At 34.8% G+C, this 22,260-nt stretch carries 19 protein-coding genes, 1 tRNA gene, 1 other RNA gene and 1 other annotated feature; of the genes, 17 read left to right on the top strand and 4 right to left on the bottom strand.

Translation table 11 applies throughout. From position 1 onward, the window contains the following. Positions 1–108: 108 nt before the first annotated feature. Together WKS98_RS08855 and WKS98_RS08850 are read left to right on the top strand one after the other, a co-directional pair. Entirely contained in the window at positions 109–507 is a 399-nt protein-coding gene (locus WKS98_RS08855; protein WP_498918643.1) for a hypothetical protein, read from the top strand. A gap of 136 nt (positions 508–643) precedes the next feature. Continuing rightward, on the top strand, positions 644–1,099 hold the full coding sequence (locus WKS98_RS08850; protein WP_498918641.1) for a JAB domain-containing protein: 456 nt from the start codon (positions 644–646) through the stop codon (positions 1,097–1,099). Positions 1,100–1,306: 207 nt separating this feature from the next. Here the strand turns inward: WKS98_RS08850 and ssrA are convergent. After that, positions 1,307–1,655: a transfer-messenger RNA gene (gene ssrA / locus WKS98_RS08845) on the bottom strand. Positions 1,656–1,753: 98 nt separating this feature from the next. Here ssrA and polA point away from each other — a divergent pair. The 4 genes from polA to WKS98_RS08825 all read left to right on the top strand — a co-directional run bounded on the left by polA (position 1,754) and on the right by WKS98_RS08825 (position 5,729). Continuing rightward, a complete protein-coding gene (polA, locus tag WKS98_RS08840; RefSeq protein WP_498918639.1) occupies positions 1,754–4,402 on the top strand; it encodes a DNA polymerase I in 2,649 nt (882 codons plus the stop codon). Continuing rightward, the gene (gene coaE / locus WKS98_RS08835; protein ID WP_498918637.1) at positions 4,389–4,997 is read left to right on the top strand and encodes a dephospho-CoA kinase; all 609 of its coding nucleotides are present in this window, start codon (positions 4,389–4,391) and stop codon (positions 4,995–4,997) included. Before polA ends, coaE begins: the two co-directional genes overlap by 14 nt. After that, positions 4,994–5,638, top strand: coding sequence for a lytic transglycosylase domain-containing protein (locus WKS98_RS08830; protein WP_498918635.1), 645 nt, complete (start codon positions 4,994–4,996; stop codon positions 5,636–5,638). Before coaE ends, WKS98_RS08830 begins: the two co-directional genes overlap by 4 nt. A 5-nt stretch (positions 5,639–5,643) precedes the next feature. Beyond that, positions 5,644–5,729: transfer RNA gene (locus WKS98_RS08825), tRNA-Leu, on the top strand. A gap of 217 nt (positions 5,730–5,946) precedes the next feature. On the opposite strand, the gene WKS98_RS08820 is transcribed toward WKS98_RS08825, so the two are convergent. Further along, positions 5,947–6,147, bottom strand: a complete 201-nt coding sequence (locus WKS98_RS08820; protein ID WP_498918633.1) for a YozE family protein — start codon at positions 6,145–6,147, stop codon at positions 5,947–5,949. A 143-nt stretch (positions 6,148–6,290) separates the two neighbouring features. Between WKS98_RS08820 and WKS98_RS08815 the strand changes: the two genes are divergently transcribed. Then, complete coding sequence (locus WKS98_RS08815; RefSeq protein ID WP_498918632.1) at positions 6,291–7,754, top strand: C69 family dipeptidase; 1,464 nt, start codon at positions 6,291–6,293, stop codon at positions 7,752–7,754. Between the two features lie 35 nt (positions 7,755–7,789). On the opposite strand, the gene WKS98_RS08810 is transcribed toward WKS98_RS08815, so the two are convergent. Further along, the gene (locus WKS98_RS08810) at positions 7,790–8,449 is read right to left on the bottom strand and encodes a DUF4352 domain-containing protein (RefSeq protein ID WP_498918629.1); all 660 of its coding nucleotides are present in this window, start codon (positions 8,447–8,449) and stop codon (positions 7,790–7,792) included. 136 nt (positions 8,450–8,585) lie between these two features. Between WKS98_RS08810 and WKS98_RS08805 the strand changes: the two genes are divergently transcribed. Together WKS98_RS08805 and WKS98_RS08800 are read left to right on the top strand one after the other, a co-directional pair. After that, positions 8,586–9,761, top strand: coding sequence for an NAD(P)-dependent malic enzyme (locus tag WKS98_RS08805; RefSeq protein ID WP_498918627.1), 1,176 nt, complete (start codon positions 8,586–8,588; stop codon positions 9,759–9,761). Further along, positions 9,761–10,939, top strand: coding sequence for an AI-2E family transporter (locus tag WKS98_RS08800; protein WP_498918626.1), 1,179 nt, complete (start codon positions 9,761–9,763; stop codon positions 10,937–10,939). The genes WKS98_RS08805 and WKS98_RS08800 overlap by 1 nt, the downstream gene beginning before the upstream one ends. A gap of 60 nt (positions 10,940–10,999) precedes the next feature. Here WKS98_RS08800 and ymfI read toward each other — a convergent pair whose 3' ends face one another. Then, positions 11,000–11,728, bottom strand: coding sequence for an elongation factor P 5-aminopentanone reductase (gene ymfI, locus WKS98_RS08795; RefSeq protein ID WP_498918624.1), 729 nt, complete (start codon positions 11,726–11,728; stop codon positions 11,000–11,002). A 263-nt stretch (positions 11,729–11,991) separates the two neighbouring features. Here ymfI and fusA point away from each other — a divergent pair, with 263 nt between their 5' ends. From fusA to WKS98_RS08755, 8 genes are all read left to right on the top strand, one after another. After that, positions 11,992–14,052 (top strand): elongation factor G, encoded by a 2,061-nt coding sequence (gene fusA, locus WKS98_RS08790; protein WP_498918623.1) that lies wholly within the window; start codon positions 11,992–11,994, stop codon positions 14,050–14,052. Between the two features lie 155 nt (positions 14,053–14,207). Then, on the top strand, positions 14,208–14,669 hold the full coding sequence (locus tag WKS98_RS08785; RefSeq protein WP_498918621.1) for a CtsR family transcriptional regulator: 462 nt from the start codon (positions 14,208–14,210) through the stop codon (positions 14,667–14,669). 10 nt (positions 14,670–14,679) lie between these two features. Next, positions 14,680–15,255 (top strand): UvrB/UvrC motif-containing protein, encoded by a 576-nt coding sequence (locus WKS98_RS08780; RefSeq protein ID WP_498918620.1) that lies wholly within the window; start codon positions 14,680–14,682, stop codon positions 15,253–15,255. A gap of 19 nt (positions 15,256–15,274) precedes the next feature. After that, positions 15,275–17,728, top strand: a complete 2,454-nt coding sequence (locus tag WKS98_RS08775; RefSeq protein ID WP_498918618.1) for an ATP-dependent Clp protease ATP-binding subunit — start codon at positions 15,275–15,277, stop codon at positions 17,726–17,728. A 79-nt stretch (positions 17,729–17,807) separates the two neighbouring features. Further along, on the top strand, positions 17,808–19,172 hold the full coding sequence (radA, locus tag WKS98_RS08770; RefSeq protein ID WP_498918616.1) for a DNA repair protein RadA: 1,365 nt from the start codon (positions 17,808–17,810) through the stop codon (positions 19,170–19,172). A 34-nt stretch (positions 19,173–19,206) separates the two neighbouring features. After that, positions 19,207–19,440 (top strand) — a binding site (T-box leader). Positions 19,441–19,494: 54 nt separating this feature from the next. After that, the gene (locus WKS98_RS08765; protein ID WP_498918614.1) at positions 19,495–20,475 is read left to right on the top strand and encodes an ABC transporter substrate-binding protein; all 981 of its coding nucleotides are present in this window, start codon (positions 19,495–19,497) and stop codon (positions 20,473–20,475) included. 4 nt (positions 20,476–20,479) lie between these two features. Then, positions 20,480–21,352 (top strand): ABC transporter permease, encoded by an 873-nt coding sequence (locus WKS98_RS08760; RefSeq protein WP_498918613.1) that lies wholly within the window; start codon positions 20,480–20,482, stop codon positions 21,350–21,352. Then, positions 21,339–22,112, top strand: a complete 774-nt coding sequence (locus WKS98_RS08755) for an ABC transporter ATP-binding protein (protein ID WP_498918612.1) — start codon at positions 21,339–21,341, stop codon at positions 22,110–22,112. The genes WKS98_RS08760 and WKS98_RS08755 overlap by 14 nt, the downstream gene beginning before the upstream one ends. Positions 22,113–22,260 lie beyond the last annotated feature (148 nt).

Raw genomic sequence — 22,260 nt, 5'->3', positions numbered from 1 at the left:
GCGGGGAGTTGGTCTTCTCCTCGCCTCAAAAAAAATATTTTTTGACATTTCATAAACGTGCACGCAACACAAACCGTTGCACAATTATTATACCACAGGAGGTACAAAATGAGAAACCCTTTCGATATCGACCAAGAACAAATTAGACTTTTAAAGCTCATAAAGCAGGCAGGAATTGAAGTAGACAAGTATTTAGATTATGGACGAAATGAAGACTGTATGCAGGAAGTGAATAAAGTTTTAATGGAAATGATTACAAAAGATTTTGTTACTACTGCAGATACAGGAAAAGCACTTGAAGAAGTTACTGACCGAGGTGTAAATTTAAGTGATGAAGAATTAAAGGAAGCCTTGAGAAAATCTGCTGATACTTTTCATAGTGTAAAGAAGGCGTTAGATCAACAGGAAATGTTGGAAGTTGTTAAGGAAGTGTTGAGAGTGGAAAGCTATATAACTTTCTTAGAGACTGATGTTGAGGAAGAACTAAAAAATATGGAAGAAGAATAAAAAAAGAGATTGCACTAAAAACTTTGACGAGCCACAGTGCAATCTCACAGGTAACAAATAGCGTATATTTCAACGCTGTTTGTATACCTAAAATTATAACAAATAAAATATTAAAAGTAAATTTTAGGAGACGATTATGTATATATATCATTATGACTTAGTTAGAGAAAGTAAAGCTGTTAATTATGACGCAAGAAAAACAATCAATTCACCAAATTTAGTAAAAGAATTAGCATTTGAAATATTTGAAGCAAATAATTATAATCCAGAAAAAGAACATTTTATCATACTGATGTTTAACACAAAAAATAAAGTTGTAGGATATCATTTAGTTAGCATGGGAGGACTTAACAGTTCTTTAGTACATCCAAGGGAAGTGTTTAGACCTGCGATACTTCATGGAGCTTGTTCGATAGTTTTAATTCACAATCACCCCAGTGGAGATATTACACCTAGTAATGAAGATATTAAACTAACATTAAAGCTGGAACAAGCAGGTAATATAATAGGTATAAAAGTTTTAGACCATGTAATTATAGGAACTGATGGTGACAAAAATAGCTTAAGTTTTAAAATGGCATCTTATTTTTAAATGGTAAATGAGCGATGAAAAATCGCTCTTTTATTTTACTTATACTTTAAAACTAAAATACCAACTTTCTACCAACTTTTCTACCAACTTTTTACCAACTTTTTTTGTACTAATATATACTCCGTTAGACTTTAAGTACAATAAAAATAAAAACAGAACAGCTATTTTAAACTGTTCTGTAGCACTACAAATTCTTGTAGATTTTGATGGTGGAGATGAGGAGAGTCGAACTCCTGTCCGAAAATACATCCAAGGGAACCTCTCCGAGTGCAGCTTATTGTGTTTTGTTCCCTAGTACAATAAACAATAAGCAAATACATGTACTAGGTAGTTTCTAATACTAAATTCAAGGCGAAACAAACTTGAATCAGTGTCTCGCTAAATTTGAAGTCAGGCCTTGGACTGCGAGAAAGCCAAGGCGGACTACCGCCTAATTAGGCAGCTAATGCTAAATTATCTTCAGCGTTTATATTTAGTTGTCCTTTTTTTACGTTTTTAGACGAAAACGACTCGCTATTCCGAATTCAGTATCCCCGTCGAAACCAGGTTCATCCCCGTATAAAATAATTATAGCTTTAAAGTCAGTAAAAGTCAATGTTGTGGATTTTCTTTAATCGTCAACATATTATATAATAGAGATAATTGGAGGATTATATGAAGAAAAAATTTATGATAATTGATGGCTCAAGTTTAATCTTTAGAGCCTTTTATGCAATAAGACATTTAACCACAAAGGACGGAATTTTTACAAATGGCGTGTATGGCTTCCTATCCATGTACTACAAGGCAATAGATATGTATAAGCCAGATCATATTGCCGTGGTGCTTGACAAGTCGGGGCCAACCTTTAGAGTTGAAGAGTATAGCGACTACAAGGCCAATCGTGACAAGGCGCCTTCTGAACTTTCCACTCAGTTTGGCATATTGAAAGACATTTTACAGGCAATGAATGTATGTTTCGAGGAAGAGTCTGGTTATGAAGCAGACGACATTGCGGGAACCCTTTCTAAAAAAGCATCTAAAGAGGGATACGAAGTTCTTTTGGTAACTGGAGACAGGGACTACTTGCAACTTATAGATGAAAATGTAAATGTAATTTTAACTGTAAAGGGAATAACTCAAACAAAACGATTTGGCATTGAGGAAGTAAAGGAAAAATATGGCGTCACACCAATTGAATTAATTGATGTAAAGGGACTAATGGGAGATAGCTCCGATAACATCCCTGGAGTTCCTGGTGTGGGAGAAAAGACTGCACTAAAACTGATTAAGGAATATAAGAGCATCGAAGAAGTCTATAAAAATATTGAAAATATTTCAGGAAAGGCCCTTAAAAATAATTTAACTGAAAACAAGGACTTGGCATTTTTAAGTAAAAAGCTTGGAACCATCTTTACTGAAGTTCCTCTTGAAAGAAAACTTGATGACTACGTTGTTAAAGAACCGAATGTAGAAAAGACTAGGGAAATTTTCGAAAGACTTGAATTTAATTCCTTTTTAAAGGAGCTTCCTGGAGCTGAAAAGGAAGTAAAGTTTGAAAAAGATTTTCTTTCAAAGAGAGTTTCTTCGCCTGCTGAGATAGTAAAAGAGCTTTCTGATGAAAAAAATATAACTTTTCATATGTTTTACAATGGTGATAACTATATTCATAGCAAGCCAGAATACACTGCCTTTAAAGGCGAAGGCAAAGACGAAGTTTTCATTTATAAATTAAATGATGAAAAAGAGCTAGAGGAATTTAAAGAGCTTTTTTCATCAAAGGATAAAAAGTTTTTATCTTACCACATAAAGTCGGATTTGTATTATCTTTTACGAAATGGATTAAGTGTTGACTTTTTGTATGAAGATATTTCCATAATGGAGTATTTAATTGACCCTTCAAACACTAACTACGAAATTAATAAGACTTGTAGCGAGTACCTTGACAGGAATATAAAATCTGAAGAGGAAGTGTTTGGAAAAGGCGCTAAGAAAAAGGATTTAGATGAAGTTGAAGAGAAGGAATTAGATGAATACATTTCAAGCTTTATCTCCGTTTGCGAAGATTTAAGAAAGCCGCTTTTAGATATCATTAAAGAAAGGGATATGGAAAAACTCTTTTACGACATAGAAAACCCACTGATAAAAGTTCTTGCAGACATGGAAAATGTTGGATTTAAAGTGGACAGAGAATACCTTGACGAGCTTGGAGAGAAGTTTAATAACGAAATAGATGAGCTGGAAAAGTCCATTCACGATGATGCAGGGGAAGAGTTTAATGTAAACAGCCCTAAGCAACTGGGAGAAATATTATTTGAAAAGATGGGCCTTCCTGTAATAAAAAAGACCAAGACAGGTTACTCTACAAATGTGGAAGTGCTGGAGAAATTAAAAGGCGAACACGAAATCATAGAAAAGGTACTTCGCTATAGAACCATAAAGAAACTTCAGTCAACCTATGTGGAAGGGCTTTCAAAACTTATATCAGAAGATGGAAGAATCCATTCAACTTTCACACAGACAATTGCAGTTACGGGAAGAATAAGTTCAATAGACCCGAACTTACAAAATATTCCAATTAGAACGGAAGAGGGCCGTCTAATTAGAAAGGCCTTTATATCTGGAGATGAAAACACACTAGTTGATGCGGACTATTCACAAATCGAACTGAGAGTTCTTGCGCATCTTGCAAAGGACGAAGTAATGCTTGAGTCCTTTAAAGAGGGAGTGGATATTCACGCAAAGACTGCATCAGAAGTGTTCCATGTGGACTTGGACAAAGTAACACCACTGGACAGATCTAATGCAAAGGCTGTAAACTTTGGAATTGTCTATGGCATTGGAGATTTTAGTTTGTCACAGGATTTAAACATAACTCGAAAAGAAGCAAGAAAGTATATCGACAACTATTTAAACACCTATCAGGGAATTAAAAAATATATGGAAGATATAGTGGAGCAGGGCAAAGAAATGGGATATGTTCACACAATAATGAACCGCAGAAGATATATTCCAGAGCTTAAGTCAAAAAACTTTAACATTAGAGCATTTGGAGAACGAATCGCTCTAAACACTCCAATACAAGGCTCTGCTGCGGACATTATAAAACTTGCCATGATTTCAGTTCACAACGAACTAAAAAAGAGAAAACTTAAGAGTAAGCTTGTATTACAAGTTCACGATGAGCTCATTATTGATGCATATAACGACGAAATTGATGAAGTAAAAGAGCTTTTAAGAGATTTAATGGAAAATGCAGTTAAGCTTGATGTGGATTTAAAAGTGGACATCAGTACAGGAAATAGTTGGTATGAATCAAAATAAAAAGAATTATATCATCACAGGGGGAATTTGCTCCGGCAAGTCCACTGTGATGAACTTCTTAAGAGAAAATGGATTTAAAACCTTCAGTGCAGACGAAATCGTTCATGAACTCTATGAGAGAAGAGAGATTGCTCAAGAAGTTGCAAAGATATTTGACGGAAGAGATATTTTAGATAGAAGTGGACATATTGACAGAAAAAAACTTTCAAAAATTCTATTTGATGAAAAAGAGAAAAGATTAGAACTTGAAAAGCTAATTCACCCCATGGTCATAAGAGAGATAATCTCATTGGGAAATGAAAATAGAGAAAAGGCTATTTTTTTTGAAATACCACTTTACTCACTAATAGAGGAGAGGTTACAAAATAGCATTCTTTATGATATAATTTCTGTTGATTGTAAGAAAGACACACAAATAGAAAGATTAATGAAAAGACAAAATATTTCCTATGAGGAAGCAGAAAAGATTATTTCAGTGAATGATATATGGAAAAAATTTAAACAAAAACCACTTAAAATAATTTTTAATGACAATGAATTACAAGAAACTCAAAGGGAACTTAAACTCTTTTTGATCGAGGAGAAATTATTATGAAAAAATTTTTCAAAGGACTGCTTAAATTTATAATTGCCCTACTAATAGTTGGCATACTTGCATCCTTTGCAGTTGTTGCATATGGAAGTAGTACAAGACCTGTGGAACATGTGGAAGAGATAAAAAAATATAGTGAAGAATACGCAGTGGATCCACTGTTGGTGCTTTCAGTTATAAAAGTTGAGAGCAACTTTAATGAAAAGGCACAATCACATATGAATGCAGTTGGACTAATGCAGCTTATTCCAAAGACATCACAATGGATTTGCGAAAAGATGGGCATTGAATACACAGATGAGATGTTACAAGACCCAGACACCAATATAAAACTAGGGACATACTATCTGTCCTACCTACTAAACCACTTTGGAGATACAGACCTTGCCATAATCGCCTACAATGGAGGTATGGGAAATGTTCAAGATTGGCTTGACAAGGGAATAATTGGAAAAGGTGGAGAAGGTTTTGAAAATATTCCAATAGACGAAGCCAGATACTACGATGTAAAAGTAAAGAGAAATTATGAAATCTATAAAACATTCTACGAAGACAAAGAGCTTAAAAATGGAATGCATAAAGATTTTAAAAATTGGCTTAGCAACTATGCAAGACAGTTAAAAGAGTTTAAGAGAAACTTTTAAACTAGGCAGAGGTGGTGGAACTGGTATACACGCTATCTTGAGGGGGTAGTGGGAAATTCTCGTGAGGGTTCGAATCCCTTCCTCTGCACCAGTAACCTTGTAAGTGGCTATTTTAAGTGGTTGGAGCGTGGGAAAAGAGTGAATTGTTTGCAATCTGAGCAACCGCTACAGATATAAAAAAAGACAAAAAAACTATTGAGGGCATGGAAAATACTGCCCTCATTTTTTTGTGAAAATTGTTTTAAAATCATCCAAAATCTCCAATATAAATAAAACACTCCAGCAACAATTAGTCACTGGAGTATTTTTTATTTAGAAAATTCTTCCCAAGCCTTTTCAAATTCTTCTAAGACTTCTGGGCTTAAGTTTTTAACTCTTAAATAGATTAAGATTGAATCTTTACTATCATCCTCTGGAAAGTTAGAGTCTGATTTTATTAGTTTTGCAAGTTCACTAAATTCGTCTTTTGAATTTTCTGCCACCCAATTTTTAAAATTAATTTTGTTCAAAATGAACACCTCCTATTAATGACATTATATCATGGTGACTTAAAATATTAAAAAATCATTTAATAATTGTTATCATAATTTACATCTGCAATTTTTAGGAGTAAACTGTAAGTGTACAGAAAAAAATTACAAGGAGGACGATTATGGCTTGTACAACTTTACTTGTAGGGAAAAAAGCTTCTTATGATAACTCAACTATAGTTACAAGAAGTGAAGATTCACCTTCAGGAGAATATAGTGCGAAGAGATTTATTGTGGTTGAACCTAAGGATCAACCAAAAAGATATAAATCAGTAATTTCAGAATGTGAGTTTGATCTTCCAGACAATCCACTTAGATATACTGCTCATCCAAACTCAGATCCTGTAGAGGGAATTTGGGGTTGCAATGGAACTAATTCAAAAAATATTTCAATGACTGCAACTGAAACCATTACTACAAATCCAAGGGTTCTAGGTGCGGATCCACTTTTAATAAATAATAAGGACAAAAAGGAAGGTGGACTTGGGGAAGAGGACTTTGTAACTGTTGTGCTTCCATATATTTCATCTGCCAGAGAAGGTGTTGAAAGACTTGGAAAGCTATTGGAAGAACATGGAACTTATGAATCAAATGGAATTGCTTTTCAAGATGAAAATGAAATATGGTGGCTTGAAACAATTGGTGGACATCACTGGATGGCAAGTCGTGTTCCTGATGACTGCTATGTAGTAATGCCTAATCAACTTGGTATAGATTACTTTGATTTTGAAGATGCATATGGCAAAAAAGAAAACTTTATGTGTTGTGAAGACTTAAGGGAATGGACTGAAGAACATCATCTTAATTTGAATAAAGATGACGACTTTAATCCAAGATTTGCATATGGTTCTGGAGAAGACTCTGACAGAGTTTATAACACACCAAGAGCTTGGGGTATGCTAAGACATTTTAATCCAAGATCATTTTTGTGGGACGGTGTTGATGCAGACTTTACACCAGAAGATTTAGACCTACCATGGGCAATGGTACCTGAAAGAAAAATCACAATTGAGGACATGAAATATGTACTTTCATACTACTACCAAGGAACAGAATTTAGTTCATATGGCAAGGGAGAAAAGAGGGGTAAGTACAGACCTATAGGAATTAATAGAAATAATGTTACTGTGTTTACTCAAATCAGACCATATATTGGTGAAGGAAATAAAGTTGTAGAATGGCATGCCCTTGGTTCAAATGCATTTAACTCTGCAGTTGCCCTTTATGCAAATGTAAGAACAACTCCAAAGTACTTTGAAGACGATTCAATCACTGTAACTACAAATAACTTCTACTGGACAAATAGACTTATTGGCGCACTTGTAGATGCACATTATAGTGAAGCAATTGTTGAAGTAGAAAGATATAATCAAAAGATTATGGCAAAGTCCCATGAAATGATTATAAAGACAGATAGGGAAGTAAAGGAAAAAGATTTAAAGGGAGATGCTCTACATGAAGTTCTAGAAAGAGCAAATCAAGATATTTCTGACTTTACAGAAAGAGAAACTAATAAACTTTTAGACAGAGTGTTATATATAGCATCAAATAACATGAAAAATGCTTTCTCAAGAAGCGATAATTAAAAAAGGGCCCATATGGGCTCTTTTATTTTAACTTTCTATTTTTCAAATTCTATATTAAACAAAGCCTCGTCTCCAATCTTGTTTCCATTTTCGTCCAGTGCCTGTGGGATTACTAGTTTTAAGTTTTCGTCTTTTGTTACGGACTCATCCACGAAAAAGGTCAAGTTTCCCTCGTCCATGGAGTTTCCGTTAAAGTCGCCATCAAAGTTGTCGGACTTTGTCATGTCAGGAAGGTACTCTTTATTATTTGAGTCTACTATTTTTGCATTTTTCATATCGAGACTATGAACTTCATTTGACATGTGTTCTACGAAAATACTTACATTTAGGAAGTAAATCATCTTTTGACCGTTAAATTCATCTAGGTGTTCATCTTTTACTTCAAGGCTACTTAACTGAACCGCATTTATTTTAAAGTTGAATGGGCCACTTGAAATAGTCTTATCCATTTCATCTAAACTTTTAAGTATAGTTCTTTTTCCTATTTCAGTTTCAATCTCTTTTCCCGTTACATCATGTTCATGCTCGTGCTCGTGGTCATGGTCATGTTCATGTTCAGGGTCATGCTCGTGGTCATGGTCATGCATATGCTCTTCGCTGCCATTTATATTTGACTCCACATTGTTTTGATTTTTGCATGCTGCAAGGCCTATGCAAAGAAACAACAATAGAAATAATTTTTTTAATTTTTTCATTTATCCCTCCAATTATAATTCTAATACTATTTTATCATAGCTAATCAAAATATTGATTATGCTTTTATGTTTTATCCATGTGTTATAATTAAAGTGTTGAAAAAATGAATTTATTGCATACTATGGAGGAAATAGAATGAAAGATGTTTACGAAAGAGCCTTGGAAGCTCATAGAAATTGGAAGGGGAAACTAAGCGTAGAATCAAAGGCAAAGATTGATTCCAAAGAAGAACTTGGCCTTGCATATACTCCAGGGGTTGCTCAGCCTTGTAGAGAAATAGCAAAGGACAAGGACTTGGCATATGAATATACTTGGAAGGGCAATGCTATTGCAGTTATTTCCGATGGAACTGCTGTGCTTGGACTTGGTGACATAGGACCTGAAGCAGCACTACCTGTAATGGAAGGGAAGTCAGTTCTATTTAAAAAGTTTGGTGGAGTAAATGCAGTGCCTGTGGTTTTAAACACCAAGGACACTGAAGAGATTATTCAAACTATAAAGAATATTGCTCCAACCTATGGTGGAATCAACTTAGAGGACATCTCCGCTCCAAGATGTGTTGAAATAGAGAGAAGACTAATTGACGAACTTGATATTCCAGTGTTTCATGATGACCAACATGGTACTGCCATAGTGGTTACTGCTGCACTTATAAACTCATTAAAGCTTGCAGAGAAAGAGGCAAAAGATGTTACCGTTGTGGTTTCGGGAACTGGTGCTGCAGGTTTTTCAATAATAAACATGGTGAAGAGACTTGGAGTTAAAAATATTTATGCCTTTAATAGAAAGGGCGTTTTAAAGAAATCTGAAATTGAAAAATATAACTTTGTTGAAAAGGAAATTGCAGAGATTACAAATATAGAAGACGAGGACATAACAATGAAAAATGCCATGACTAAGGCGGATATATTTATTGGAGTGTCTGGACCAAACGTAATAAATGCCGACATGGTAAGTAGCATGAAGACTAAGCCAATTGTCTTTGCCATGGCAAATCCAGAACCTGAAATTCCATATGAAGAGGCAATAAAAGGCGGCGCATTTGTTGCGGGAACAGGTAGATCCGACTTCCCTAACCAAGTTAACAATGTACTTGCCTTCCCAGGACTATTTAAAGGTGCATTAAAGGCAAGGGCAAAGAAGATTACTGAAGAGATGAAAATGGCGGCGGCAGTAGGAATTGCAAATTTAATTTCAGAAGATGAATTGAACCCTGAATATGTTATACCTTCAGTCTTTGATGAAAGAGTGGCAGACTTTGTGGCTGAAGAAGTTATTAGGGTTGCTGAATTAGAAAGCAGGAGAAGCTAATGAAGGTGAATTTTAACAAAGAAGATAATACAAAGCTCTTCTACAGACTTTTAACGGTCTTTATTTCCATACTTTTCTTTTTTATAATTTACCGCTTTGATGGATTTAAAAAGGGATTTGGAAATATATTTAGTATACTTTCACCAATTATTTATGGTGGAGTTATTGCATATATACTAAATATGCCCATGGATTTTATTGAAAGAAATTTAAATAAGATAAGTGGATTTAAAAAGCTTTCCTTTAAAAAGAAGAGAATGATATCTCTTATAATTACTTACTTAATCGTAATTATTTTAATAGTTATATTCTTCTCACTTTTAATTCCTCAAATTGTGGACTCGGTTTCAAAGTTAAGCGACATAATTTCAGATTATTTAAAAAATAATGAGTTTGAGTCATGGGGAGAACTTTTCAACAAGTATGGTGTTAATGAAAAAGTATCTGACTTTTTAACAGAGCGAATAGCACAGTTAACAGAATATTTAAAGAGTATTTTATCAAAGGTTGGACCAAAACTAACTTCCTTTGCATCTGGATTTGTTTCAGTGCTTTTCAATTTTGGAATAGGCTTAATAGTATCGTTATATCTTTTAAATGACAAAGAACACTTTGGAGCAATGTCAAAGAAAGCTACCTTTGCAATCTTTCCTAAGAAAGTCGCAGCAAAGTTAATAAGCATTGCAAGGGACATTGGAAAGACCGTTAAACAAACTTTAACAGGGGACCTATTGGCATCAATTATTTTAGGTATAGAAATATCTGTAGTATTACTTGTCCTAAAGGTTGAAGGCGTAATAATTATGGGGATACTAATTGCCATAACCAATATGATTCCATATATCGGACCGGTTATTGGTGCCATACCAGTTTTTATTATGATTGGCGTTCAAGATATAAAGGCTGCATTTATATTCCTAATTGCAGTTGTAATTGGACAACAAATCGATGGTAATGTTGTTAAGCCAAGAATTCACTCTGACTCAATAGGAATAAATTCATTTTGGATTCTTTTTGCAATTATTATCGGTGGAGCTATGTTTGGAATAGTTGGAATGATAATAGGTGTTCCAATCTTTGCGGTTATATATGGCCTGGTAAAAGAACTTATAGAGTTTATATTAAAGAGAAAAGAATTGCCTGTAAGTACATCTGAATATGAAGTAGATAAGAATTAAAAAAATAATAGAAGGGTCTTTACAGCTATGATAAATAAGCTATAAAAGACCCTTCATGTTTTAATAGAAGCAACCATTTATATGAATAATGTCACCAGTTATATAAGAGGCTTGATCAGATATTAAATACTCTATTAGTCCAGCAATTTCATCGGGCATTGCGAACCTATTGATACCAACTTTGTTTTTTAGTTCTGCTAGCTCCTGTTTATTAAAATCATTTCTCATCATATCCGTGTCTACTATTCCTGGTGCTATAGCATTAACTCTAATATTGGATGGAGCTAATTCTTTTGCAAGAGCTTTAGTGAAGGTGTTTATAGCTCCCTTACTAGAAGAATAGCAAGTTTCCATGCTAGCTCCAAAATCTCCCCAAATAGAAGAAATATTTATTATTACTCCATTTTTTTTATCAACCATGTATGGAATAGATCTTTTTGAGTTTAAAAATACAGAGTTAAGGTTTGTGTTTATAACTTCAAACCATTTTTCAAAAGGGGTATCTTGGATTAGTCCAAAATAGGAAACACCAGCATTGTTTATAAGTATGTCAACACCTCCAAAGCTTTTTTCTATAGTTTCAAACATTTCAAAAACTTCGTTTTCATTAGATGCGTCTGCTTTTATTGATATGACAAATGGGTTTATTTTCCTTAACTCATCTAAGAGTGATAGAGCTTCTTTTTCTGAATTATTGTAATTTATGACAATTTTATAATTTTTAGCAAGTCTTCTAGCGGTTGCAGCTCCAATACCTCTTGAAGACCCTGTTATTAATACTGTTTTCATAAACATATTATACCATAGAGAATGAAATTAAAGGCATAATAAATAACTAGGAAAAGAGTTGATTATAAATATAATAATATTTGCACTGGTATTTAATAGAATTAAAAGCAAAAATTTAAGAAGTTGTAAAACTGAACTTAAAATATTGAGTTTGACTTTTATAATAAATTCATATTAATCAATCATAAAAAAATTAAATTTTAATACAAAAGAAATTGTTTTCATGTTATAATCAGAGTAAGGTAAATTAACGGGAGGTAATAATGAAAGCATATACAACAGATAAGATTAGAAATTTATGTTTAGTTGGACACAGCGGAGTTGGTAAGACTAGTTTAATTGAGTCAATGTTAAACATCACCGGCGTGACTAAACGTATAGGAAAAGTTGAAGAGGGAAACACAGTTTCTGACTTTTCAAAGGAAGAAATAAAGAGAGGCTCTTCAATTAATACAACCGTTATCCCAATAGAATATGACGGTTTTAAAGTGAATCTAATAGACACTCCGGGATATTTCGACTTTAAGAACGAAGTTTACTCAGCGCTAAGAGCTTCTGAAGCAGCGCTTGTATTAATTGACTCTTCAAGTGGAATAGAAGTTGGAACTGAAAAAGTTCTTAATTATACAAAGGAAATTCAATTACCAAGAATAATATTCGTAAATAAGATGGAGAAAGAAAATGCAAATTTAAACAAGATAGTCTCCGATCTTCATATAAATTTTGATAAAAAAGTTATTCCTTTTACATTGACAGTGGGAGAAGGAGAAAACTTTAAAGGACTTATAGACGTATTAAACAAAAAAGCATATGAATATGATGGATTTACAAGGAAAGAAGTTCCTATTCCTGAAAATAGAGTTGACGAAGTTGAAGTTGTTTATGGTGAAATAGTTGAAATCGTTGCAGAAAGTGACGAAGAGCTTATGAACAAGTATTTCGATGGTGAAGAGTTTAACCACGACGAACTTATGGAAGGTATAACAACTGCACTTCTAGAAGGTTCAGCAGTTCCTCTAGTGGCAGGTTCAACAGATACAGGAGCAGGTATTGACATACTTCTTGAAACAATAACCGAATTTATGCCAGCACCTTCAGACGAAAGAGCAAAGTATGGCTTTAGACTTGAAGATGGAAACTACAGAGGAGTTCATCCAGACGAACCACTTTCAGCAGTAGTATTTAAAACTATAACTGACCCATTTGTAGGAAAGATTTCAATATTCAAAGTTGTTTCAGGTAAGCTTACTAAGGACACTGAAATATACAATGCAAATAAAGATAAGACAGAAAAAATTGGTAACCTATTCTATATCAGAGGTAAAGAGCAAATAGAAACAAACGAAGTTGTTGCAGGGGACATCGGTGCTATTTCAAAACTTAGCATCACTGAAACTGGGGACACACTTTGCACAAAGGCTCATCCAATAGAGTACAAGGCATTAAAGGTTCCAAAGGCATCATACTACATTGCCATTGAACCGGTTTCAAAGGGAGATGAAGATAAGATTTCATCTGCACTTTCAAAACTACAAGAGGAAGATCCAAGTCTTAATGTTGAAAGAAATCCTGAAACAAAACAACTTGTAATCGGTGGACAAGGAAATGTTCAATTACAATCAATACTAAATAGACTTAAAGATGAATTTAGCGTTGAAACAAAAATAATTCCACTTAAGATTGCATATAGAGAAACCATTAAAGGCAAATCAGATGTTCAAGGTAAACATAAGAAACAATCTGGTGGTGCAGGACAATATGGTGATGTATTTATAAGATTTGAACCAACAGAAGAAGACTTTGTATTTGAAGAAGAAGTATTCGGTGGTGCAGTTCCTAAGAACTACTTCCCTGCAGTTGAAAAAGGTTTAATAGAGTCACTTGAAAAGGGACCTTTGGCAGGATACCCAGTAGTTAATATTAAAGCAACACTATATGATGGATCATACCATCCAGTTGACTCAAACGAAATGGCATTTAAGATGGCAGCACAACTTGCCTTCAGAAAAGGTATTAAAGAAGCAAAACCAGTACTACTTGAACCTATAATGAAAATAGTTATTACAGTTCCAGAAGAGTACATGGGTGATGTTATGGGAGACATGAACAAGAGACGTGGTAGAATTCTTGGAATGGATTCACAAGAAGACGGCACACAAGTCGTTACAGCAGAAGCTCCACATGCAGAACTTTTTGAATACTCAATTGACCTTCGTTCAATGACACAGGCAAGAGGGGACTTTGAAATGGAATTTGAAAGATATGAAGAAGTTCCATCAAATGTTGCAGAAAAAATTATTGAAGAAGCACATGTAGAAGAATAAAATAATAGGTCAGCCCATAGTGGTTGACCTTTTTGATTCGAAATTATTTCGCATTGTTCAATTATTGAAAAAATATCTCGTTATGATATAATAAAAGTACAGAGAAATTTTTTTTACAAACTAGGTCAAAGAAAGTCAAAGTTAGGGGTGAAACTATGGCAGGATTAAGTAATTCCATAGAAAGTTTTTTAAAAGAATTACTTTCACAAACTGAAGATGGAATTTTGGAGATAGGTAGAAACGACTTAGCAAGTCAGTTCAACTGCGCTCCTTCTCAAATAAATTATGTATTAACAACAAGGTTTACTCCATACAAGGGATATTACATCGAGAGTAGACGAGGAGGAAGCGGGTATATAAAAATTACAAAGCTTGCTTTTAGTGAAGTGGGTTATATTGATGAACTTATAAATGATGTTATTGGCACAAGTATAACCAAGGACAAGGCCAATAGTATAGTGAAGAGTCTATACGAAGAAGAAGTACTAACTAAAAGAGAAGGCAGGCTTATTATACATGCACTTGAAGACACTGCACTTACAAATGTGGACAACAATATTAGAAATGTTGTACGCGCAGATTTACTTCGTAACATGCTCTTAGCTTTTCTAAGATAGGAGGTAACTTATGAAATGCGATAAATGTAATAATGAATCTACTTTTGAAATTCATTTTTATGATGGAGAAAAACATAGGGTTATGAATCTATGTAAGGATTGTTATTCTAAATATATGAATGAAATATTTCCGCAAGATGAAAACGGAATAGACTTTAGCAAGTTTAAAGATTTTATAAAGAGTGACGAAGGTCAAGCTATTACAGATCTTTTAAGGGAAGCTCTTAATGTGAAAATAAACTTTGATATTATGAATATGAAAAATGAAAAAGAGGAGCAAAAGACTTTAGACAAATGTCCAAATTGTTTTAAAACCTTAGAAGATATAATTGAAGATAAAAAGTTTGGCTGTTCAGAATGTTACACAACATTTAAAGACAGACTGGATGACGAATTTTTAAAGAATATGGCAAATGGTTCTGAAGCCAACGAAGAAGAGAATGTGGAGATTAAAATTCTCGTTAATAAAATAGAAAAAAAGGAAGAAGCTCTAAAAGATTTCATTGAAAAGGAAGACTTTGAAGGAGCTTGCGAACTTCGAGATGAAATAAATAAGCTTAAATCGGACTTGGATAACTTAAAATAGTCCCAAGAAAGGAGCTATTATGGCGAAAAATTTTGGAAATGTTGAAAAGCTTTTAAGCAGAGCTGCCCAGGAAGCTTTTAATTTTAAACACGACTATATTGGTACAGAACATGTGCTGCTTGCCTTTATGAAACTGGAAACAGAGGACACGGAAATATTAGAAAGGGCTGGAGCGGTATATGAAAATTTATATAAAGTAATCTTACAGAGCATTGGAATCGGAAACTCCGTTTCAGTTCCAGAGACTTTAACTCCAAGGGTTAAGAGAATGATGGAAAGTAGTAGAAACTTTGCAAGAAATGCAGGTTCAATATTTGTTGGAACGGAACATATATTAATGGCCCTTGTGGATGACGACGACTCATTTTCGTCATATATGATGAATGTGACTGGAGTTGACAAGGATTTAATCAGACAGGAATTAAAAAAACACTTCTCCGACAAAAAAGAATCTAATCAACAGATGAACCAAGGTCAAAAGAAAGAAAAGTCCTTGGTGGACAAGTTTACTAAGAACTTAAATGAACTTGCAAAAGAGGGCAAGGTTGACCCTGTAGTTGGAAGAGACAAGGAAATTGAAAGGCTAATACAAGTTCTACTAAGAAGAACTAAAAACAATCCGGTGCTTATTGGAGAGCCCGGGGTTGGTAAGACTGCAATTGCAGAAGGCCTTGCTCAAAGAATTGTAGAGGGAGATATTCCTGAAATAATCAAAGACAAGGAGATTGTTTCCCTGGACCTTGCAGGTATGGTTGCAGGAACTAAATACAGAGGCGACTTTGAAGAGAGAATTAAGGGTGTAATCGAAGAGTTGATGAAGAAGGATGATATAATCCTATTCATTGATGAATTCCATACTTTAATCGGTGCAGGGGGATCTGAAGGAGCCCTTGATGCGGCAAATATTTTAAAGCCAAACCTAGCGAGAGGGGACTTACAAATCATCGGTGCAACAACCATTGATGAATACAGAAAGCATATTGAAAAGGACCAAGCACTCGAGAGAAGACTTCAACCAATAGTTGTGGAACAACCTAGCATTGAAGAATCAAAGACCATCTTAAAGGGAATTAGGGATAAGTTTGAAGCCCATCATAAGGTTAAGATTACGGATGAATCAATAGATGCGGCGGTGGAATTATCTGCAAGATATATTACAGACAGATTTTTACCAGACAAGGCTATTGACCTAATTGACGAAGCTTGTTCGAAGATAAGAATTAAAAATTATATTGCACCACCTGATATAAAGGATATGCAAGAGGAAGTTGATATGCTAAAGAGCAAAAAAGAACAGGCAGTATCAACTCAGGACTTTGAAAAAGCTGCCAAACTTCGTGACGAGATTAGAGAAAAGAGAGAAATGCTAGAAAAGGTTCAAGATGAATGGAAGATGCAAAAGTCCACGAGAGACATGAGTATTGGCTTTGAAGACATTGCGGTTATTGTTTCCGACTGGTCAAATGTACCAGTAACTTCTATGACCAAGGAAGAAAGCGAAAAGTATTTGAACCTAGATAAGAATTTAAAGAAGATTGTCATTGGACAGGATGAAGCAATCGACTCCATCTCAAAGGCGATAAAGAGAGCAAGAGTTGGACTTAAAAATCCTGACAAGCCAATAGGATCATTTATATTCGTTGGACCAACTGGAGTTGGTAAGACCTATTTGGCAAAGAGCCTTGCAAAGGAACTTTTTGGTGGCGAAGAGGCCATGATTAGAATCGATATGTCAGAGTATATGGAAAAATTCTCCGTATCAAGACTAATAGGTTCACCTCCAGGATATGTTGGTTATGAAGAAGGGGGACAATTAACTGAAGCAGTTAGAAGAAAGCCTTACTCAGTGGTACTATTTGACGAAATTGAAAAGGCACATCCCGATGTGTTTAACACCCTTTTACAAGTTCTTGATGACGGTAGACTAACGGACTCACAGGGTAGAGTTGTAGATTTTAAAAATACCATTCTAATAATGACTTCAAATGTGGGGGCAAGTGACTTACAAAAGAAAAACAGTTTAGGATTCTCTTCTGGAGAAGATGTTGAAAAGGAAGAGTATGAAAGAAATAAAGAAATAATTACTGAAGCACTTAAGAGAAACTTTAGACCAGAGTTCTTAAATAGACTTGATGAGACAATACTATTTAAAAACCTTACTGAAAAAGATGTGGCAAAGGTATCTTCAATTATGCTTGACGAAATGGCAGAAAGACTTCAAAAACTAGATATCAGCGTGACATATGGAGATAGCCTTGTTAAATTTGTTTCCAAAGAAGGCTTTGACAAGGAGTATGGCGCAAGGCCTCTTGAAAGAGTTATTAGAATAAAGATAGAGGACTCTCTGGCAGAAGCAGTATTAAGTGGAGATGTAAAAAAATCAGATTTAATTGAAATAAAAGTTGTTAAGGGCAAAATCAAATTTAATAAAAAAGAAGAACCAAAAGAGAATTTGGAAGAGACAACAGTTTAAGAGAGGGCCATAGGCCTTCTTTTTTATATTCAACTTTAATATTGTTCAATTATCCTATAGAATAATAGGGAGGTGCTATATGAAGAAAAAGACAACTTTTAAATGTAATAAATGCGGATATGAAACGGTGTCATGGACAGGCAAATGCCCTTCGTGCGATACATGGGGTTCTTTGAAAGAAGTAGAAACCGTTGAAGAAGTATCCGCAGGTAAAAAATCAAATACAGAATATAAAAAGCCTTTAAAGTTAAAGGACGTTGAAATAGATAACTCAAAGAGAATCATTACAGGTTCAAATGAATTTAATCGTGTGCTCGGTGGAGGAATTGTTAGAGACTGTGTCACAATACTTACGGCAAGGCCAGGTGCGGGAAAGTCCACACTGTTTTTGGAACTTGCCAATGACCTTTCTAAAAAGGGAATAAAGACACTTTATATTTCCGGAGAGGAGTCGGTGTCACAAATAAAGTCTAGGGCAAATAGAATTATGGACGAGATTAGAGACAATATTTGGATTGTTTCAACAAACTCCATGGATAATGCACTATTATCCATAAGAGACATAGACCCAGATGTAATCTTTATTGACTCCATTCAAACCTTTACTCTACAAGAGTATACATCTAGGGCCGGCTCTCCAATACAAACTGTTGAGTGTGCCAATGCACTGGTGGAAGTGGCAAAGAACAAGTCAAGACCAAGGGCGGTGTTTATGATTGGACATATGACTAAAAATGATGAGATGGCAGGACTTAGAACACTGGAACACCTTGTAGACACTGTAATTTACCTTGAAGGGGAGTCGGATGAACCACTAAGAGTTCTTATGGCAACCAAGAATAGATTTGGTCGAACTGGGGAGATAGGCCTTTTCAATATGACGGAAGATGGAATTAAAGAGATTGAAGACATGGCGGACTTCTTTATTACAAAAAGAGAAAACCCAGCGCCAGGCTCTGCACTTTCAATAATAAAAGAAGGCTCCAGGATGATGATAGTGGAGATTGAAGCACTGGTTTCAAAATCATTTGCACCATACCCAACGAGAATTGGGGACAGTTTAAGAAAGGATCAACTAAATACACTTATCTCCATTTTGGAAGAAAGGGGAGGCGTTTCCCTTTACGACAAGAATGTAATTATAAAAGTTACGGGAGGTATCAGACTTTCAGAACAGGCGGTAAACCTTGCAATCATTATGAGTATCCTCTCTGCAATGTATAACAAGCCAATACCACTAGGCACTGTGTTTGTGGCAGAAGTTGGTCTTACAGGAGAACTAAAGAGAACCCCACAAATTGAACAAAGGCTTTTGGAATTGGATAGACTTGGATATAGCACGGCCATTATATCTAACAGCCACGAAAATCTAAAACCATTTGAAAATTTAAAAGTCATTCAATGTAATAATTTAAAAGAAGTTATGGGAAAAGTTTTTAATTAGTATTGACAAAAACATTTTAATACTGTATCATGATAAAAAACCGATGATAGAGAAGAGTATATGTAAAGATATTTGACAGCGAGTTGCCGTAGGTGGAAGGGCAATAAAATTATTTACATAGAATGGTCTCTGGAGGGCAGAGGGAAAGGAAACGAGTACTAGCTGACGGGAGCCTCATCCGTTATCAACGAGGGGGATATTGTGGTGTTTCTAATTGTATCCTTGGAAGAACTTACGGGTGGTATAACAAATAACTTTTGTCCCTTTTGGGATGAAAGTTTTTTTTATGATTTCTTCCAAGAAAAAAATTTAGGAGGAAGAAATGAAGAAATTATTAGGAATCGTATTAAGTTTATTATTATTAACATCTTGTAATCAAGAGCAAAAAAATGTGGAGAATAAAAAATATTCCATCGGAATCAACCAATTTGCTCAACATCAGTCACTAAACAACTGTAGAGAGGGACTTATTGAAGGCCTTAAGAGCGAAGGAATTGAAGAGGGAAAGAATTTGACCATTGACTACAACAACGCAGATGCAGACGTGTCAATAGCGAACCAAATCGGTCAAAAGTTAGCAAATGGCAAAAATGACTTACTAGTTGCCATAGCCACACCATCAGCCATGGCAACTTATAACGCAGCTATGGATAGGGATATACCGCTGGTATACACTGCCATCACCGATCCTGTTGAAGCAAAACTTGCAAATGAAGACAAAAGTCCAACGGGAAATGTTACTGGAACTTCAGACGAACTACCAGTAGAAGCGCAACTTAAAACGATTAGAGAGATACTTCCAGAGGCAAAGAACTTAGGGATCCTTTACACAAGCTCTGAGTCAAGTTCGGTGTCAACAATAAAGATATATGAAAAGTATGCAAAGGACTATGGTTTTAATTTAGTTGCACAGGCTGTGACACAGTCTTCTGACATCCCAATGGCAACTGACAGCATCCTTTCCAAAGTTGATGTAATGACAAATATTTTAGATAACAATGTGGTAAACTCACTTCCACTTATACTGGACAAGGCAAATGAAAAGAAGATTCCAGTATTTGGTTCAGAAATAGAACAGGTTAAACTTGGTTGTATTGCAGCTGAAGGTATAGACTATTTGGAACTTGGAAAGCAAACTGGAATCATGGCGGCAAAGATACTTAAAGGCGAAATAAAAGCTTCAGAGACAAAGTATGAAATTTTCAAAAACCCAAATCTATATATAAACAAATCTACATTTGAAAAGCTTGGTATAGAGCTTACAGAAGAGATTTCACAAAGAGCAGTAGAAAGCTTTGAGTAGGTGAATGATGAATATATTACTTGGAATTTTAGAGCAGGGACTAATCTTCGGGATAATGTCCTTGGGAATTTATATAACATATGAAATCTTAGACTTTCCAGACCTTTCAGTGGACGGAACCTTTCCACTGGGAGCTGCCATATCTACCTATTTTATCTTAAATGGATTTAGTGGAGTGGTTTCAGTTTTAATGGCAATATTGGCAGGGGCCCTAGCAGGTTTTATAACTGCAATAATAAATGTAAAGCTAAAGGTTCAGGACCTTCTTTCAGGAATAATCGTAATGACTGGGCTATACACCATAAATTTATTTGTTGCAGGAAAGTCAAACGTTGCAATATTTAATGAAAAGACAATTTTCAATAATGATGTTGTAAACAATTTAAAGTTTTCAGGGCAATATAAAAAGCTATTAATTTTATTTTTAATAGCTGCAGCGTTCAAAATATTTTTGGACCTTTATTTAAACACAAAGTCCGGATATTTACTAAAGACAACTGGGAACAACCAAACACTTGTAAAACTTTTAGGCAAGGACCCTGGAAACATAAAGATACTTGGCCTTTCCATGGCAAATGCCCTTGTATGCGCAGCGGGAGCAATTATGATGCAGCATCAAAGATTTTTCGAAATATCAATGGGTACAGGGACTATGATTATAGGACTGGCTTCAGTTATCCTTGGAATGAAATTATTTAAAATATTTCCACTAAGAGACAGTAGCAAAGTTATCCTAGGAGCAATAATCTATCGTGGAATAATTGGAATTGCCATAATGATTGGACTTTCGCCAAATAGTTTAAAACTGATTACGGCAATTATCTTCCTAATAATATTACTAATTAGCAGAAGGGGTGAAGAAGATGTTAGAGCTTAATCACATATATAAGACTTTTAACAAAAGCAAAAACCCCAATGAACTATTTAACGACCTTAACTTGAAAGTAGGTACGGGAGAATTTGTAACAGTTATTGGAAGTAATGGATCAGGAAAGAGTACCATACTAAATTTAATCTGTGGTAACACCTTGCCCGACTCGGGAGAGATTATTTTTAATGGAAAAGACTTAACAAAAGAAAAAGAGTACAAGAGATATAGACGAATTGGAAGGGTGTTTCAAAACCCAGCCCTAGGCAACTGCTCCAATATGACTGTGCTTGAAAATTTAATGCTTGCAGAAAATAAAAACAAAGCATGGAATTTGAAAAAGATGAAGGACAATTCAAGAGAAAAATTTGTGGAGATGTTAAAGCCACTGGGACTTGGCCTAGAAAACAAAATGGACAGTCCTATTAACGACCTCTCCGGTGGACAGAGACAGGCGGTGTCCCTTCTTATGACCACACTATCAGACATAGAACTACTTGTTCTAGACGAACACACTGCGGCCCTAGACCCTAAGACAGGTGAGAAGGTAATGCAGATAACTAAAAAAATAGTTGAAGAGAGAAACCTTACAACTATTATGGTAACTCACAACCTAGAGCACGCCATTGAATATGGAAATAGGATTATAATGCTTCATGAGGGAGAAATAATTTTGGACTTGTCGGGAGAAGAAAAAGAAAATACAAAAATGGATGACATACTAAATCTATTTAATCAGATATCAATTAGACGTGGAAATTCCGTTTAGATTACAATTTGCGATTTTATCATAGATTTATACGCTTAAAGTTGATTATTTTTCAAGTCTATATTAGAATAAAAGAAAAAGAACCAATAAGGGGGAAAAAATGGGAAAAGAAAAATTTGAGAGAACCAAACCGCACGTTAACATAGGA

It is taken from the genome of Lagierella sp. ICN-221743 (assembly GCF_037890055.1).
Taxonomy (GTDB): Bacteria; Bacillota; Clostridia; order Tissierellales; family Peptoniphilaceae; genus Mediannikoviicoccus.
This window is presented reverse-complemented; position numbering and strand designations above follow the sequence as displayed.